This window comes from Kitasatospora sp. Xyl93, from assembly GCF_055383135.1.
The window spans coordinates 6,930,084-6,944,945 of sequence record NZ_AP029185.1 but is presented as its reverse complement, the minus strand read 5'-3'; the positions used below and the strand labels follow the sequence as shown (position 1 = coordinate 6,944,945).

The window sequence follows — 14,862 nt, the reverse complement described above, 5'->3', positions numbered from 1 at the left end:
CACCCGAACCACCGACGGCAGACGGAGCAGAGCGGGGGGCTCACCAGGTGACCCAGGACGTCCAGTTCAGCGTGGAGGCCAATCCCTTCGCGGCAGCGGAGCAGGTCTGCGCGACCCTCGGCACCCTCACCGACGCCCTCTTCGACGAGCACACCTCACGTCACCCGGCGGCCTCGCTGAGCGCCCTGCGGACGGTCGGACACCCCTCCGCCGAGGCGCTGTTCAGCCTGCCGCTGGCCCCCAACGGGCCGGTTCACACCGCACTCGACCGGCTCGGCACGGTGACCACCGCGGGCACCGCCCGACCGGGCACCGGCGCGCGGCTCACCGACCGGGTGGTCACCGCGCTCCAGACCCGGTACGGCGGCGGCGCGGTGCGCGGTGCCATCGCCGACCGCGGCACCACCTCGGCCGCGCTGTTCCAGCTCCCGGTCACCGGCGAGTTCGCCGACGCCAAGCTGCGCCCGCCGTTCGCCCCCGCGCTGGCCGCGCTGGCTGCCGGGCAGCAGACCCGGCAGCCGGTCGAACTGCCCACCGGCGCGGGCGCCGAGGTCCGACTGGTCGTACCGCCGGGCTTCCACTCGCTGACCTCCCCCGGCGGTCCGCCCGGCGTCTCCGCCCGTGCGGTGCCCCCGCTGCCCGAGGGCGCGGAGCGGGGCGACGGCGCCGCCCCGGCCACCGTGGCGGCCGCCGAGGAGCTGGCCCGGCACCTGGCCGAGGTCGCCGAGGAACTGTTCAGCGCCACCGGTCCGGAGCCGCGGCGCGACTTCGCGGTGATCTCCGCCACCCTGTCCGACCTGATCCGCGACGCGGGCGTCGTGTACGCCGGGGTCTGCGCCCTGGAACTGGACGACCGCGCCTCGGACGCCGCCCTCGTCGTCTCGCTCGCCCGGCACCCGCTGCCGATCACCGCGCTCGCCACCGAACTGGCCACCGTCCGGCGGCACGCCGAGGTGTGGACCGTCCTGCTGCCGGCCGGGCCGGCCGCCGTGCTGGTCGAGGGCCGGACCGTTCCGGTTCCCGGACCGCTGGCCGCCGACGGGCAGCGGCGCTGGGTGGTCACCTCGGCCGTCCAGGCCTTCGTACCGTTGCCGGACGGCGGGACGGTGCTGTGCGTCCAGCTCTCCACGGCGCGACCGGAGGACTGGGAGCTGTACACGGAGGCGTTCGCGGAACTGCTGAAGAGCATCCAGTTCGGCTGGGACGGCGTGCCGGCTCCGGGCGCTGTCGCAGCCGCCGTTCCGGTCGCCCCGCCGAGCACCGTCCCGAACCAGGCGCCCGCTCCGGCCCCGACTGGGCCTCCCGCGCCGACGCAGGCTCCGGCCGCCGTCGAGGAGGATCCGGAGGAGGTGCCGGTGCACCTGCGCGGCACTCCGGTACGGATACCGCCCGCGGACTTCAACCCCTTCGCGCCGGTCGCCGAGGTCCCGGCCGCCGGTGGGGACGACGCGGCGCCGGATGCCGCGGACGGCCCCAAGGGCACCCCCGTGATGGTCCCGCCGCCGGACTTCAACCCCTTCTCCATGGAGGGCATCCCGGACGTGTCGGGCGACGCGCCGGCGCCTCAGCCCGCCTCGGCCGCTCCGGTCGCCGACCCGTTCGGCACCACGGTCACGGCCGAGCAGAAGGCCGACCCGTTCGGCACCACCCTGCCCACCCAGGGCCCGGCCGTCCCGCCGCCACCTTCGATCCCGCCCGCCATCCCGGCCCAGGCCCCGCCCGTCGCGGCGGAAGCTGCGGCGCAGGGTCCGGAGCAGCAGGGGGGCGCGGAGGAGCCGACCCCGAGCAAGGGCACCCCGGTGATGGTCCCGCCGCCGGACTTCAACCCCTTCTCCATGGAAGGCATGCCGGACCTGCCGGCGGACGAGCCGGAGTCGGCGGACGAGGCGGAGGCCGAGCCGACGAGCCGCCCGTTCGGCTGAGCCGGAGGCGCGGAGCTGCTGCGCGCCGGGGCCGCGGCGAGCAGGTGACGGCTGACAGCTGACAGATTTCAGATTTCAGCGAACGAAATCTGAAATCTGTTACCTGTCAGCTGTCAGCCGTCCCCTGTCACTTGTTCGCCGAGCCCCGCGCCAGCCCGCCGCCCCCACCGCCCCGCTGCTCGATCAGCAAGCCGATCCCGTCCAGCATCCGCGCCATCCCGAACTCGAACAGCGCCTCCAGGCCCAGGTCGATCTCCGGCCCCCGGTTCATCGCGTCGAACATCGGGAACCGCTCCGGATCCGCCATCAGCCGCTCGTGGTCCTCGCCCTCCACCCGGTCCATCCACTCCTCCGCGGACAACCCGCTGTCCTGCTCGGCCTGCGCCTCCCGCTCGAAGTGGACGGCCAGCCCGCACACGAACGCCGCCAGGGCGACGGACGCCTGGGCCATCTCCTCCCAGCTCAGCCCCCGCCCCGCCAGAACGGCGATCGACCGCTCGGTGTGCAGCGCGGCGTCCGGCGCCAGCACCGGCCGGGTGAAGGACATCGTGGAAGCCAGCCACGGGTGCCGCCGGTAGATCCGCCACTGCACGCGCGCGACCGTCTCCAGCCCCTCCCGCCAGTCCGACGCCGGCGGCTCGGGCAGTGGCTGCTCGCCGAACGCCACGTCCATCATGAGGCGCAACAGGTCGTCCTTGCCCGGCACATGGCGGTAGAGCGACATCGTCGCGACGCCGAGATCGGTCGCGACCCGGCGCATCGACAGCGCCGCCAGCCCCTCCTGGTCGGCCACCCGGAGAGCCGTCGCCACGATCCGCTCCCGGGTGAGGTCGCGCTCGCCGCCCGCCCGGACCCGCCGCGCCCCGGTCGACTCCGCCTCCGGCCGCGCCTCCCGCCGCGACGCAGGCTCCGGACCCTGCTCCGGCATCCGCTCGGCCATCCGCTGCGACGCCCGCGGCGACACCCGCTGGGTCTCCCGGGACCGTCCGGCCGCCGGAGCCGGCTTCCCGGCCACCACCGTGCCCACCCCGGGCACGGCCCGTACCAGCCCCTCGTCCCGGAGCCGGTTCAGCACCTTGGTCGCGGTGGCCATCGCGACGCCCCACTCCCGGGTGATCCGCCGGGTGGACGGCACCCGCCCCCCCGGGGCCAACTCCCCCGCCACGATGCGCCGTCGGAGCTCGGCCGCGATCCGCTCCGAGGGAGTCCCGCTCCCGGCCACCAACCCCACCGCCCACCTACCGTTCAACTGCCCAAGTTCCGAGGGACGTTGATACGCCTCGCAGCAATCACCAGCCGCCGCAGCCGGGTTCGACCGCGATCCGGTCGAACCCGGCCCGATCAGCCCGATCCGGGCGCGCCCTCAGCCCGCCCGCCGGGCCAGGTGCACCACGTCCGGCACCCCCCGGGCCACCGGCACCTCGTGGGTCACCACGTCCGAGAACCCCACCGCCCGCAGCGCCTCCTCGAAGGCCGGCGACGGCTGCGCACTCCACACCGCCAGCACTCCGCCCGGCCGCAACCGGCGCCACAGCACCGCGAGCCCGTCCGCGCCGTACAGCCCGTCGTTGGACCCGGTGACGGTCCAGTCCGGTCCGTTGTCGATGTCCAGGCAGAGCGCGTCGTAGCGCTCGCCGTCCGCCGCCGCGAGGTACTCCAGCAGGTCGGTGCGGAGCACCTCGACCCGCTCGTCGTCCAGCGCACCGCCGGAGAAGGCGCCGAGCGGGCCGGTCCGGTGCCAGTCGATGATCGCGGTCTCCCGCTCGACGACGGCGATCCGTCCCCAGCGCGGCTCGGCCGCCGCGTACGCCAGCGAGAAGCCGACTCCCAGGCCCCCGATCAGCACCGACGGCCGCTCGACCCGGCCGTCCCGCGCGGCCCCGCCGCCCGTACGGTCCAGTTCGTCCAGCGCCGCCTGGATCAGCAGCCGCTCCGAGCGCCCGTCGGCGGTGTCCATCAGGAAGCAGCCGTTGGCGATGATCTCGAAGTCCCGACCGCGTTGCCGGAGCACCACCTCGCCGTACGGGCCCTCCCGTCGGTCGAGCGTGACGGCGGCCTCCTGGCCGTCGCGTTCGGGCAGTGCGGTGATCATCCGTCCCCCTTGGCGGACTCGGGTGAACCCGGGCGAACCGGGCGAACTCGACTGTGGGGCCGCCCCCGTACGGGCGGGCGGGCACCCGCCCGACAATAGCCGAGTCCGCCTTCCGGTCCGTCAGGTCGTGACCAGCACCCCCGCGTACGAGACGCCCGCGACGACCACCCAGGATCCGAGCCCGAGCAGGGCGATCCGCCCGCCGGTACGGGCCATGGTCGGCAGGTGCACCGCACTGCCGAGGCCGAACAGCGCCGCGGCCAGCAGCAGTCCCTGGGCCTCCGCGGCCAGCGAGAGCACCCGCTCGGGCAGCACCCCGGTGGTCCGCAGGACGATCATCGCGAGGAACCCCGCCACGAACAGCGGCACGATCGGTGGACGGCTGCCGGCCGTCACCGTCTTCCCGCTCGACGCCGAACCCGCCCCGCCCGACGCCGAACCCGCGTCCGCGGCCCCCGTCGGATCCTCCACCGGACCCGCCGCCGAAGCCGCCGTCCGCGCCGCCCGCAGGTTCCGCCGCACCGCCACGGCCACCCCCGCGACCAGCGGCGCCAGCAGCACCACGCGCATCAGCTTGACCAGCACCGCCTCCCGCAGCGCCCCGGCCCCGCCGGTCTGCGCGGTGGCGACCACCTGCCCGACGTCGTGCACGCTCGCCCCGACCCAGCGCCCGAACTCCAGCTCCCCGAGCCCCAGCGGCTGCTGGAGCAGCGGCAGCACGGCGATCGCCAGCGTCCCGCACAGGGTGACCAGTGCCACCGAGGCCGCGACGTCCTCCTCCTCGCTGCCCGCCGCCTGGCTGACCGCGCCGATCGCCGAGGCCCCGCAGATCGAGTAGCCGGTGGCGACCAGCAGCGGCTGGTCCCCCGGCAGGCCGAGCCGCCGGCCCAGCCAGAGCGTGCCCCCGAAGGTGGCCGCGACCACCGCGAGCACCATGGCGACGGTGGCCCAGCCGAGGCCGAGCACGTCGTCCAGGCTGAGCTTGAGCCCGAGCAGCACGATCCCGAGCCGCATCAGCCGCTTCCCGGCGGTGGACAGTCCCGGCCGGGCGACCCCGCGGACCACCGGGCGCAGCCCTGGCAGGTGGGCCGCGACCATGCCGAGCACGACGGCGGCGGTGAGTTCGGGCACGGCCGGCACCAGCTCGTGGATGCCGAGTGCGGCGGCCACCCCGAGGGCCGCGAGCAGCAGCCCGGGGGCGTCCCCGCGCATCGGGGGCAGGGAGCGGGTACGGGCGGCGCGGTGCCGGAGGGTCAGTGCCACGCCGCGCTCACTGCTGCTGGTCGGCGGGCAGCCGGTAGACCCGCCGGATGCTGGTGCCGAGCCGCGAGACGTCCGCGCCGTAGACGTGGATGGAGATCGCCGTGCTGCTACAGGAGTTGCGCACCAGGTGGATGTCGCCGGGAGGGGCGAAGGCGGCCACGGTGCCGGCCGGGCCGACCACGTGCTCGGTCTCGACCAGCCGGGCGGTGGAGCCGTCGGAGACCAGCCGGTAGCGGGTCTCGCTCTCCTGCCCCTGGTGGACGCCGGCCACGCACCACGAGACGTGGTCGTGGATCGGGGTCTGCTGCCCGGGCAGCCAGACCAGGGCGACGACGGAGAAGCTGCCGTCCTCCTCGGCGTGCAGGACGTGCTGGCGGTAGCGCTGCGGGTCGCCCTCGCGATGGGCGGGCGCGAGCAGCGCGTCGGGCCCGTCCTGGTCGGCGTGCAGGTAGGGGGCGAGGCGCTCGCCGACCAGGTAGGCGGTGAGCTCCGGGGGGAGCCCGCGGTCCACGACGGCGCGGATCTCACTGATCAGCGCGGTCATCCGCTCGGTGAGCCGGTCGCTGCCGACCGTGGCTGAGGGTGTCATGCCATCAGGTTCGAACCTACCGACCTATCAGGTCCAAGGAGGGTTCCTAAGCAAGCTCCCCACTAACGCTTATACATCAGCACCGGCGATCAGCCCTCAGCGGTCGACGGTCAGTGCCCGCGACCGACGGTCAGCACCCGACCCGGCTCGCCGCCGCCTGCCGCAGGTGGTCCAGCACCAGCCCGGTGGCCGGGATCCGGCGGTGCTCGCGCAGCACGTACGCGCTCACCTGCCGCCGCAGGTGCGGTTCGGCGGCCCGCCCGGTGACCTTGCGGTGGCACATGAAGGAGAGCACCAGCGCCGGCATCAGCGCGATCCCGACCCCGGCTGCGACCAGCGACTGCACCGCGAGGTTGTCGTCCGTGGAGAACACGATGTCCGGCGCGAAACCCTCCTCCGCGCAGACGTGCAGCAGGTTGGCCCGGCAGCGCGGACAGCCGGCGATCCAGCGTTCGCCGCCGAGGTCGGCCAGCCGGACGGCGTGCCGGCGGCCGAGCGGGTGCCCGACCGGCAGCAGCACCGTGAGCAGGTCCTCCATCAGCGGGATCTCGTCGAGGCCCTCCGGCACCTCGGTGGCCCCGCCCGGGTACCGGAAGGCCAGCGCGATGTCGCACTCCCCGCGCAGCAGCCGCTGGACGGAGTCCGGCGGCTCGGCCTCCAGCAGCTCGACCCGCACACCGGGGTGCTCGGCCAGCAGCCGGGCCATCGCCTGGGGGATCAGGGTGGCGTTGGCGCTCGGGAAGGCGCAGACCCGCACCCGTCCGGCGCGCAGCCGGGCGAGCGCGGCGAGCTGCTGCTGGGCGGCGGACATGCTGCCGAGGATCAGCTCGGCGTGCCGGGAGAGCGCCTCCCCCGCCTCGGTGAGCCGCAGTCCGCGCCCCGCCCGGGTGAAGAGCGGGACGCCGACGGTGCGTTCGAGCGCCTTCATCTGCTGGGTGATGGCGGGCTGGGTGTAGCCGAGCTCGCGGGCCGCGGCCGAGTAGGAGCCGGCCCGGACCACCTCGTGGAACGTCCTGATGTGCCGCGAATCGAACACCGGTTCCATGATCCCTCCCGTCGGTGCACCCTCGACAGCCCTGCGTCGGCCTCGCCGGGCGTCCGAGAATCATAAGAGGAATTTGGAGGTACCGACCCCGACCCCACCCGCACCTATGGTTCAGCCTCGAACCATCCTTCTCATCCCTGCACCGACGGCGGCAGTCCCATCGACACCCCCGCCTCGGCCACCGGCGCCCCGCCGCGCACGCTCGGGCTGCGCCGGCTGCGCTTCTCCACGAAGCGGGCGAGCCAGGAGAGCAGCAGACACATGCCGATGTAGATCGGCGCGATCACGATCACCACCGGGATGAACGGGAGGTCGTAGTCCAGGTTGGTGGCGATCAGCTTGCCCGCGTGCAGGAACTCCTCGTAGGTGATCAGGAAGCCCAGCGAGGTGTCCTTGAGCGCGACCACCAGCTGGCTGATGATCGCCGGCAGCATCGACCGGACGGCCTGCGGCACCAGGACGTACGTCATCACCTGGGTCTTGCGCATGCCCAGCGCGTACGCCGCCTCCCGCTGCCCCTTGGGCACCGCGAGCACGCCGGCCCGGAACACCTCGGCCAGCACCGAGCCGTTGTAGAACACCAGCCCGGCCACCAGCGCCCAGAGCGGCTGCACCTTGAGCGCGACGAAGATGAAGAAGATCATCACCAGCAGCGGCATGGCCCGGAAGAACTCCACCACCAGCGTGGCGAGCCAGCGCACCACCCGGTGGTCGGAGAGCCGCCCGGCCGCGAACAGCGCGCCGAAGGGCAGCGCGAACAGCACCGCCCAGCCGAAGGCCCTCAGGGTGTTGCCGAGCCCGCGCAGCAGCAGGTCCTGCACGCCCCGGTACTCGAAGGGCTGCCACTTGGCGTACGTGAACTGGTGGGTGTGGAACAGCATGTAGACCACCCAGCCGATCAGCGCCGCGATCAGCAGCAGCGCGATCCCGCCGTACAGCCGGTGCCGGGAGAGCGCCTTCGGGCCGGGGATGTCGTACAGCGCCGAGGATTCAACGGTCATCGGGATACCGCCACTCGTCGTTCCAGCAGGTTGAAGACGGCGCTGATGGCCAGGGTGATGATCAGGTAGCCGACGGCGATCCAGACGAAGGTCCAGACGATGCTGTAGCCCAGTTCGTTGATGGTCCGGTAGGTGCCCAGCAGCTCGGTGACGCTGAACGACCCGGCGATCGCCGTGTTCTTCGCCAGCGCGATCATCACGCTGCCGAGCGGCGCCACCACCGAGCGGTACGCCTGCGGCAGCACCACCAGGCCCATCGTCTGCCCGAAGCTCATCCCGAGGCTGCGGGCCGCCTCGCCCTGCCCGGTCGGCACCGTGTTGATGCCCGAGCGCATCGACTCGCAGACGAAGGCCGAGGTGTAGCAGCCGAGCGCGAGCACCGCGAAGGTGTAGAAGGGCAGGGTGATGTCGAACCGGGGCAGGCCCAGCACCACGATGAAGAACAGCAGGGTCAGCGGCGTGTTGCGCAGCACCGTCACCCAGAGCGTGCCGAACACCCGCAGCGGCTTCACCGGCGACACCCGGAAGCCCGCGATCAGCACGCCCAGCACCAGCGAGAGCACGGCGCTCACCGCGAACAGCGAGAGCGTGCCGAGGAAGCCGTCCCAGTAGGTCGACCAGTTGTCGGTCAGCGTTTTCACGGCGCGGCCCTCTCAGTACCGGACGATCTGCGGCGGGGTCGGCGCCGGCTCCCCGGAGAGGCCGAGGGTCGCCTCGAAGGCCCTCTGCCAGTCGCCGTTCCGGATGTGGTGCTCCAGCGCGTCGTCGATCGCACCGCGCAGCACGGTGTCGTTCTTCGGCACCCCGATCCCGTACGGCTCGGTCGAGAACAGCGGGCCGACCACCTTGAGCTCGTCCGGTGCCTTGGCCGCGAAGCCGAGCAGGATCGCGTTGTCCGTGGTCACCGCGTCGACCTGGTCGGTGATCAGGTTGTCCACGCAGGCCGAGTAGGTGTCGTACCCGATCAGCTTGGCCTTCGGGTACTTCGACTGGATGCGCTGGTACGGGGTCGAGCCGGCCGCCGAGCAGACCTTCCTGCCGTTCAGGTCCTCCGGGCCGTGGATGGTGGTGTTGTTCTTGCGCACCAGCAGTGACTGCCCGGCGACGAAGTACGGGCCGGCGAAGCCGACCAGCTTCTTCCGGTTGTCGTTGATGGTGTAGGTGCCGACGTAGTAGTCCACCTGGCCGTTCTGCAGGGCGGTCTCGCGGTTGGCCGAGGCGATGGTCCGGAACTGGATCCGGTCCGGCGGGAAGCCCAGCGAGGCGCCCACCATCCTGGCGATCTCGATGTCGAAGCCGGAGTACTCGCCGGTGGCCGGGTTCTTCTGGCCCAGGTACGGCTGGTCCTCCTTGGCTCCGACCACCAGGTGGCCCCGGCCCCGGGCGGCGTCCAGGGTCGGCGAGCCGGTGATCGCGGCGGCGTCCTGCACCTGGTAGGTGGGCAGGGCGCTGGGCTGCGGGCCCTTGGGCGGCGGGGTACCGGGCTTGCCGCAGCCCGTCGCCAGCGCGGTGAGCAGCAGGACGGCGGCGACCAGTCGCCGCCCCGCCCGCACGACGGGCCGCGCCCCCGTCGTCGTGGCGGTGGTCCCGGGCGCCGGCGCGGCAGTCGCGGGCACCGGCACGGTGGTCACGCGCCTCGCCGGGGACGTCGTCTCGTGGTTCACGGCGCCGCCTCAGTGCTTCAGGATCTTGGACAGGAAGTCCTTGGCGCGATCGCTCTCCGGGGCGCCGAAGAAGTCCTCCGGGGCGCGGTCCTCGACGATCCGGCCGTCGGCCATGAACACCACCCGGTTCGCGGAGGCCCGGGCGAACCCCATCTCGTGGGTGACCACGACCATCGTCATGCCCTCGCTCGCGAGCTGGCGCATGACGTCCAGCACCTCGTTGATCATCTCGGGGTCGAGCGCCGAGGTGGGCTCGTCGAACAGCAGCGCCTTGGGTTCCATCGCCAGCGCTCGGGCGATCGCGACCCGCTGCTGCTGCCCGCCGGAGAGCTGCGCCGGGTACTTGGCGGCCTGGTCGGCCAGGCCCACCCGTTCCAGCAGCGCGCGGGACTTGGCGTCCGCCTCCGCCTTGGGCCGGCCGCGCACCTTGATCTGCGCCAGCGAGACGTTCTGCAGCACGGTCTTGTGCGCGAACAGGTTGAAGGACTGGAACACCATGCCGACCTCGGCGCGCAGCCTGGCCAGGCCCTTGCCCTCCGCGGGCAGCGGCTCGCCGTCGATCAGGATGCTGCCGTTCTCGATCGGTTCCAGCCGGTTGATCGCCCGGCACAGGGTGGACTTGCCGGAGCCGGACGGGCCGATGACCACGACGACCTCCCCGCGCCCCACCGTCAGCTCGATGTCCCGCAGCACGTGCAGGTCCCCGAAGTGCTTGTTGACCCCGCGCATCTCGATCAGCGGGGTGAAGGGCGAGGCGCCGGTCGGGGCCGGCCCGGGGGCGGTGGTCACCGGGCGCGCCGTCCCTTCAGCAGCCAGCCCAGCACGGCGCCCGCGATCAGCGTGGCCAGCAGCGCGATCCAGAGCGGCGCGGTGACGGTGAAGACCCAGAACTGGATCTTCACCTTGTCGAGGTTGGCGAACAGGAACCACACGGCGAGGACGACGATGGCGCCGATCCCGATGTAGCGCGTGGGAATCCCGCCGATCTCACCGCGCGAGGAACGGGACGAACCGTCTGAAATCTTGGTCACCGGAGCAGTCTGCGGGCCGAAAGGTCGATTTGCCCGGCTACGCGCCCTTCCGGGCCAGGGAGTAACCCGTACGGGGCAATCGGACCCCGTACGGGTTTGAGACCTCCGCTGCCCGGACGGCCCGCTACCGCTCGTCCCGCCAGGACCTCCAGAGCGCCGCGTACGGCCCGCCCGCCGCGACCAGGTCCGGGTGGCTGCCGTACTCGCTGATCCGCCCGCCCTCGACCACCGCGATCACGTCCGCGTCGTGCGCGGTGTGCAGCCGGTGGGCGATGGCGATGACCGTCCGGCCCTCCAGCACCCGGGAGAGCGAGCGCTCCAGGTGGCGGGCGGCCCGCGGGTCCAGCAGCGAGGTGGCCTCGTCCAGCACCAGGGTGTGCGGGTCGGCCAGCACCAGCCGGGCCAGTGCCAGCTGCTGGGCCTGCGGCGGTGTCAGCGAGGTGCCGCCGGAGCCGACCTCGGTGTCCAGGCCCTCCGGCAGGGCGTCCACCCAGGCCCCGGCGTCCACCGCGTCCAGCGCGGCCCGCAGCTCGGTGTCGTCCGCGTCGGGCGCGGCCAGCAGCAGGTTGTCCCGCAGGGTGCCGACGAAGACGTGGTGCTCCTGGTTCACCAGGGCGACCTCCGCGCGCACCCGCTCGGCCGGCATCCGCGCCAGCGCCGCGCCGCCGAGGGTCACGCTGCCGCGGCCGGGGGTGTAGATCCCGGCCAGCAGCCGGCCGAGGGTGGACTTGCCCGCGCCGGACGGCCCGACCAGCGCGACCCGGCTGCCCGGGGCGACGTCCAGGCTGATCCCGTGCAGCACGTCGGCGCCCTCGCGGTAGCCGAACCGGACGTCCTTCGCCTCGACCCGACGGCCGTCCGGCCGGGCGGACTCGTCGCCCTCGTGCTCGGGCACCTCGCGCACGCCGACCAGCCGGGCCAGCGAGGCCTGGCCGATCTGCAGCTCGTCGTACCAGCGCAGGATCAGGTCCACCGGGCCGGTCAGCATCTGCGCGTAGAGCACGCCGGTGGTCAACTGGCCCACGCTGATCCAGCCCTGGACGGTGAACAGCCCGCCGAGCACCATGGTGGCGAGCACCGCCGCGGTGTAGACCGCGTCGATGGTCGGGAACCAGACCGAGCGCAGCCACAGCGTGTACCGCTCCCAGGCCAGCCACTCGCGCAGCTTGCGGTCGGTCAGCCGGACCCGCTGGTCGCCCAGCCGCAGCGCCTCGACCGTCCGCCCGGCGTCCACCGTCTCGGCCAGCACGTTGCTCACCGCCGCGTACCCGGCCGACTCGCTGCGGTAGGACTGCGGCGCGCGCCGGAAGTACCAGCGGGAGCTGATCAGCAGCAGCGGCAGCCCGACCAGCGAGGTCAGCGCGAGCAGCGGCGAGGTGACCAGCAGCGCACCGAGCACCAACAGCAACGAGACCACGGCGACGGCGAGTTCGGGGACAGCCTCGCGCACCGACTTGTCCAGCCGGTCGACGTCGGTGGTGCCCCGGGAGACCAGGTCCCCGGTGCCGGCCCGCTCCAGCACGCCGGTCGGCAGGGCCACCGAGCGCACCAGGAAGTCCTCGCGCAGGTCGGCCAGCACCCGCTCGCCGAGCACCGCCCCGCGCATCCGCGACCAACCGGTGAACGCCGCCTGCACCACCAGCGCCAGCAGGTACCAGGCGACCGCCACCGCGATGGTGGACCCGGCGGTACCGGTGGCCAGCGACTCGACCAGGCGGCCCAGCACCCAGGGGCCGACCAGCCCGGCCACCGTGGCCGTCGAGTGCAGCGACACCACCGCGGAGAACCCGGCGCGGTGCCGCCGCGCCAGCAGCAGCAGGTACTCGCGCACGGCGGCCGGGGAGCCGACCGGCAGGGTGGCGGCCGGTTCCCGTTCCTCCTGGACCGGAGGCTTCATGACGTTCTCCTCGCGTGCGTGGCAGGGAAGTTGACGGCGGAGCTCATACGGCCCCACCCACCGGACGGGCCGCTTCCTCGTCGCGGGTCACCACGGCCCGGTAGGCCGGCTCGGTCCGCATCAGTTCGCGGTGCCGCCCGGCGGCGGCCACCCGGCCGTCCCGCAGCAGCACCACCCGGTCCGCCCGGTCGAGCAGCAACGGGCTGGTCGCGAACACCACGGTGGTGCGGCCCGCCCGGGTGTCCCGCAGCCCGGCGGCGATCCTCGACTCGGTGTGGGCGTCCACCGCGCTGGTGGGCTCGTCCAGGACCAGCACCGGCGGGTCCGCCAGCAGGGCCCGGGCCAGCGCGAGCCGCTGGCGCTGCCCGCCCGAGAGCGAGCGTCCGCGCTCGGTGATCCGGGCGCGCATCGGGTCTCCCCCGCACTCCGGCGAGCCGTCCACCAGGGCCTCCAGCACGTCCTCGGAGCGGGCCGCCGCCAGCGCCTCGGCGGCCGGGACCCGCCCCGAGGAGGGGATGTCGAACAGCTCGGCCAGCGTGCCGGAGAGCAGCACCGGCTCCTTGTCGTGGACCAGCACCGCCGCCCTGGCCTCGGCCAACGGCACCGCGTCCAGCTCCGTGCCGCCGAGCCGCACCGAGGCCTGCGCCCGTTCGCCCTCGGCCAGCGGGACGTGGCCGCCGAGCCGTTCGGCCAGCGCTCCGGCGAAGTCCGGGTCCCCGCAGACCACCGCGGTCAGCTCGCCGGCCCGCGCCGTCAGCCCGCTCGCCGGGTCGTGCAGGTCCGCCTTGTCCGGCCTGGTCAGCGAGGCCTCGGCCGGGCCCGCGGTCCGGGTGAGCGAGAGCACCCGCACGGCCCGCCCGGCGGAGACCCGGGCCACGCTCCAGGCGTGCGCCGCCTCGCCCAGGATGCGCAGCGGAGCGGCCAGGAAGGCCGTCGCGCCGTACACCGCGATCAGGGTGCCGACGGCGAGCTCGCCGGAGGCCACCAGCCGGGCGCCGTACCAGGTGACCCCGACCACGAACAGGCCGGGCAGCAGCACCTGCTGCGCCTGCATCAACGACCAGATCCGGGCCGAACGGACGGCCGCCGCCCGGACCTTCTGGGAGGCCGCGCGGTACCGCTCCAGGAACAGTTCCTCGCCGCCGATGCCACGCAGCACCCGCAGCCCCGCGACCGTGTCGGCCGCCAGCTCGGTGGCCTTGCCACCGAGGGTGCGCTGCTGCTCGTAGCGCCGCTCGAACGGCCCGATCAGCGGCCAGACCGAGGCCGCCAGCACCGGGACGCCGAGCAGCACCCCGGTCCCGAGCACCGGATCGACCAGCAGCACCGCCGTGCTGACGGCCAGCCAGACCGTCACCGCGGACCGGACCCGGGCGACCAGTTCGACGTACCAGCCGATCCGTTCGACGTCCCCGCTGCCGACCGCGACGACCTCGCCGGTGGCGATCCGGCGGGACAGCCCGGCCCCGAGGTGCGAGGCCTGCCGGGCCACCAACTGCCGTACGTGGGTGGCCGCGTGGATCCAGTTCCAGACTGCCTGCCGGTGCGCCAGCACGGTGCCGAGCGCGGCCCCCGCGCCCAGCAGGACCAGGAGTCCGCCGGCCCGCCAGATCCCGCCGGCGTCGCCGTCCACGGCGGCCTGCACGCCGAAGCCGAGCGGTACCGGAAGGGTGGCCTGGCACCCCATCTCGATCAGCGTCCAGACGGTGGCGAGCAGCTGCCCGCGCCGCTGGCTGCGCTGCAGCCAGCGCAGGAAGGCGAGGGGTGAGGAGAGATCGGGACGGCCGGGATCGGCCAGCGGCAGGGGGGTGAGCAGCATGACACTCCGATACGGGCGGTGCGCGGGCGCGGTAGCGCGGGCACACAGGGGTACGGGGGAGCTACGGGAGGACGGGGAGCAGGGCGCGCGGAGCGCCTCGACGAGGTGCGCACAGCACGGGCGGAAGCCGAACGCGCAGGACGGCGGGACGGCCCGAGCCGACGGGCGGAAGCCGCGCGGCGCGTCAGCACGGCGGCGGCGCGGCTTCGGTGACGCGTCCGGGGGGGAGATACCGGACGGGGATGGGATGGGCACGAAGGGCCCGGGAGTCAGGAGGTCATGGCCGCGAGCCTGCCAAGCTCCACGTGATCCACGCAACAGGTTTTTCGCCGCGGCCCGCCGCCCGACCGGCCCGCCGGATCCGCGCGCCCCCGTACGCCCTCCGCACGCCGGCTCCGCACGCCTCCTGCGCACCGGCCCCCCACGCTGCCCGCACATCCCGCCGCACGTCCCTCACCAGGGCGGTCTCCGTCCCGCCCCCCGGCCGGCCGGCCACCCCGGGCAAACCCCCGCAAAGCTTCACCCGGGATTCGCCCGTT

At 73.8% G+C, this 14,862-nt stretch carries 13 protein-coding genes; 1 reads left to right on the top strand and 12 read right to left on the bottom strand.

Features of this window, described 5'->3' with window-relative positions; translation table 11 throughout:
- Positions 1 to 47 precede the first annotated feature (47 nt).
- Positions 48 to 1,922 carry a hypothetical protein gene (locus tag ACZ5GH_RS30150; protein WP_464335853.1) on the top strand — a complete coding sequence of 625 codons (1,875 nt, stop codon included), beginning with the start codon at positions 48 to 50 and terminating at the stop codon, positions 1,920 to 1,922.
- A gap of 127 nt (positions 1,923 to 2,049) precedes the next feature.
- Here ACZ5GH_RS30150 and ACZ5GH_RS30145 read toward each other — a convergent pair whose 3' ends face one another.
- From ACZ5GH_RS30145 to ACZ5GH_RS30090, 12 genes are all read right to left on the bottom strand, one after another.
- Positions 2,050 to 3,171: a TetR/AcrR family transcriptional regulator gene (locus tag ACZ5GH_RS30145; RefSeq protein ID WP_464335852.1), complete on the bottom strand. Its 1,122-nt coding sequence runs from the start codon at positions 3,169 to 3,171 to the stop codon at positions 2,050 to 2,052.
- 114 nt (positions 3,172 to 3,285) lie between these two features.
- Complete coding sequence (locus ACZ5GH_RS30140) at positions 3,286 to 4,014, bottom strand: spermidine synthase family protein (protein WP_464335851.1); 729 nt, start codon at positions 4,012 to 4,014, stop codon at positions 3,286 to 3,288.
- A 120-nt stretch (positions 4,015 to 4,134) separates the two neighbouring features.
- The gene (locus ACZ5GH_RS30135; protein ID WP_387756817.1) at positions 4,135 to 5,226 is read right to left on the bottom strand and encodes a YeiH family protein; all 1,092 of its coding nucleotides are present in this window, start codon (positions 5,224 to 5,226) and stop codon (positions 4,135 to 4,137) included.
- Between the two features lie 58 nt (positions 5,227 to 5,284).
- Positions 5,285 to 5,866: a cysteine dioxygenase family protein gene (locus ACZ5GH_RS30130; RefSeq protein WP_387756645.1), complete on the bottom strand. Its 582-nt coding sequence runs from the start codon at positions 5,864 to 5,866 to the stop codon at positions 5,285 to 5,287.
- A gap of 130 nt (positions 5,867 to 5,996) precedes the next feature.
- A complete protein-coding gene (locus ACZ5GH_RS30125; RefSeq protein WP_355254602.1) occupies positions 5,997 to 6,902 on the bottom strand; it encodes a LysR family transcriptional regulator in 906 nt (301 codons plus the stop codon).
- A gap of 140 nt (positions 6,903 to 7,042) precedes the next feature.
- Positions 7,043 to 7,912, bottom strand: a complete 870-nt coding sequence (locus ACZ5GH_RS30120; protein WP_464335850.1) for an amino acid ABC transporter permease — start codon at positions 7,910 to 7,912, stop codon at positions 7,043 to 7,045.
- Complete coding sequence (locus ACZ5GH_RS30115; RefSeq protein WP_387756647.1) at positions 7,909 to 8,553, bottom strand: amino acid ABC transporter permease; 645 nt, start codon at positions 8,551 to 8,553, stop codon at positions 7,909 to 7,911. The genes ACZ5GH_RS30120 and ACZ5GH_RS30115 overlap by 4 nt, the downstream gene beginning before the upstream one ends.
- Positions 8,554 to 8,565: 12 nt before the next feature.
- Positions 8,566 to 9,465: a glutamate ABC transporter substrate-binding protein gene (locus ACZ5GH_RS30110; protein WP_464336895.1), complete on the bottom strand. Its 900-nt coding sequence runs from the start codon at positions 9,463 to 9,465 to the stop codon at positions 8,566 to 8,568.
- A 120-nt stretch (positions 9,466 to 9,585) separates the two neighbouring features.
- Positions 9,586 to 10,305 (bottom strand): amino acid ABC transporter ATP-binding protein, encoded by a 720-nt coding sequence (locus tag ACZ5GH_RS30105; protein WP_387756819.1) that lies wholly within the window; start codon positions 10,303 to 10,305, stop codon positions 9,586 to 9,588.
- A gap of 56 nt (positions 10,306 to 10,361) precedes the next feature.
- Positions 10,362 to 10,607: a LapA family protein gene (locus tag ACZ5GH_RS30100; protein ID WP_387756648.1), complete on the bottom strand. Its 246-nt coding sequence runs from the start codon at positions 10,605 to 10,607 to the stop codon at positions 10,362 to 10,364.
- Between the two features lie 124 nt (positions 10,608 to 10,731).
- A complete protein-coding gene (locus ACZ5GH_RS30095; protein WP_464335849.1) occupies positions 10,732 to 12,504 on the bottom strand; it encodes an ABC transporter ATP-binding protein in 1,773 nt (590 codons plus the stop codon).
- Positions 12,505 to 12,547: 43 nt separating this feature from the next.
- On the bottom strand, positions 12,548 to 14,323 hold the full coding sequence (locus ACZ5GH_RS30090) for an ABC transporter transmembrane domain-containing protein (protein WP_464335848.1): 1,776 nt from the start codon (positions 14,321 to 14,323) through the stop codon (positions 12,548 to 12,550).
- Positions 14,324 to 14,862: the final 539 nt, after the last annotated feature.

What these genes read in the sequence shown, in the direction of transcription:
- ACZ5GH_RS30140 (WP_464335851.1), bottom strand. Translation starts at nt 4,014, where the DNA reads ATGATCACCGCACTGCCCGAACGCGACGGCCAGGAGGCCGCCGTCACG.
- ACZ5GH_RS30135 (WP_387756817.1), bottom strand. Translation starts at nt 5,226, where the DNA reads ATGCGCGGGGACGCCCCCGGGCTGCTGCTCGCGGCCCTCGGGGTGGCC.
- ACZ5GH_RS30130 (WP_387756645.1), bottom strand. Translation starts at nt 5,866, where the DNA reads ATGACACCCTCAGCCACGGTCGGCAGCGACCGGCTCACCGAGCGGATG.
- ACZ5GH_RS30120 (WP_464335850.1), bottom strand. Translation starts at nt 7,912, where the DNA reads ATGACCGTTGAATCCTCGGCGCTGTACGACATCCCCGGCCCGAAGGCG.
- ACZ5GH_RS30105 (WP_387756819.1), bottom strand. Translation starts at nt 10,305, where the DNA reads ATGCGCGGGGTCAACAAGCACTTCGGGGACCTGCACGTGCTGCGGGAC.
- ACZ5GH_RS30095 (WP_464335849.1), bottom strand. Translation starts at nt 12,504, where the DNA reads ATGAAGCCTCCGGTCCAGGAGGAACGGGAACCGGCCGCCACCCTGCCG.
- ACZ5GH_RS30090 (WP_464335848.1), bottom strand. Translation starts at nt 14,323, where the DNA reads ATGCTGCTCACCCCCCTGCCGCTGGCCGATCCCGGCCGTCCCGATCTC.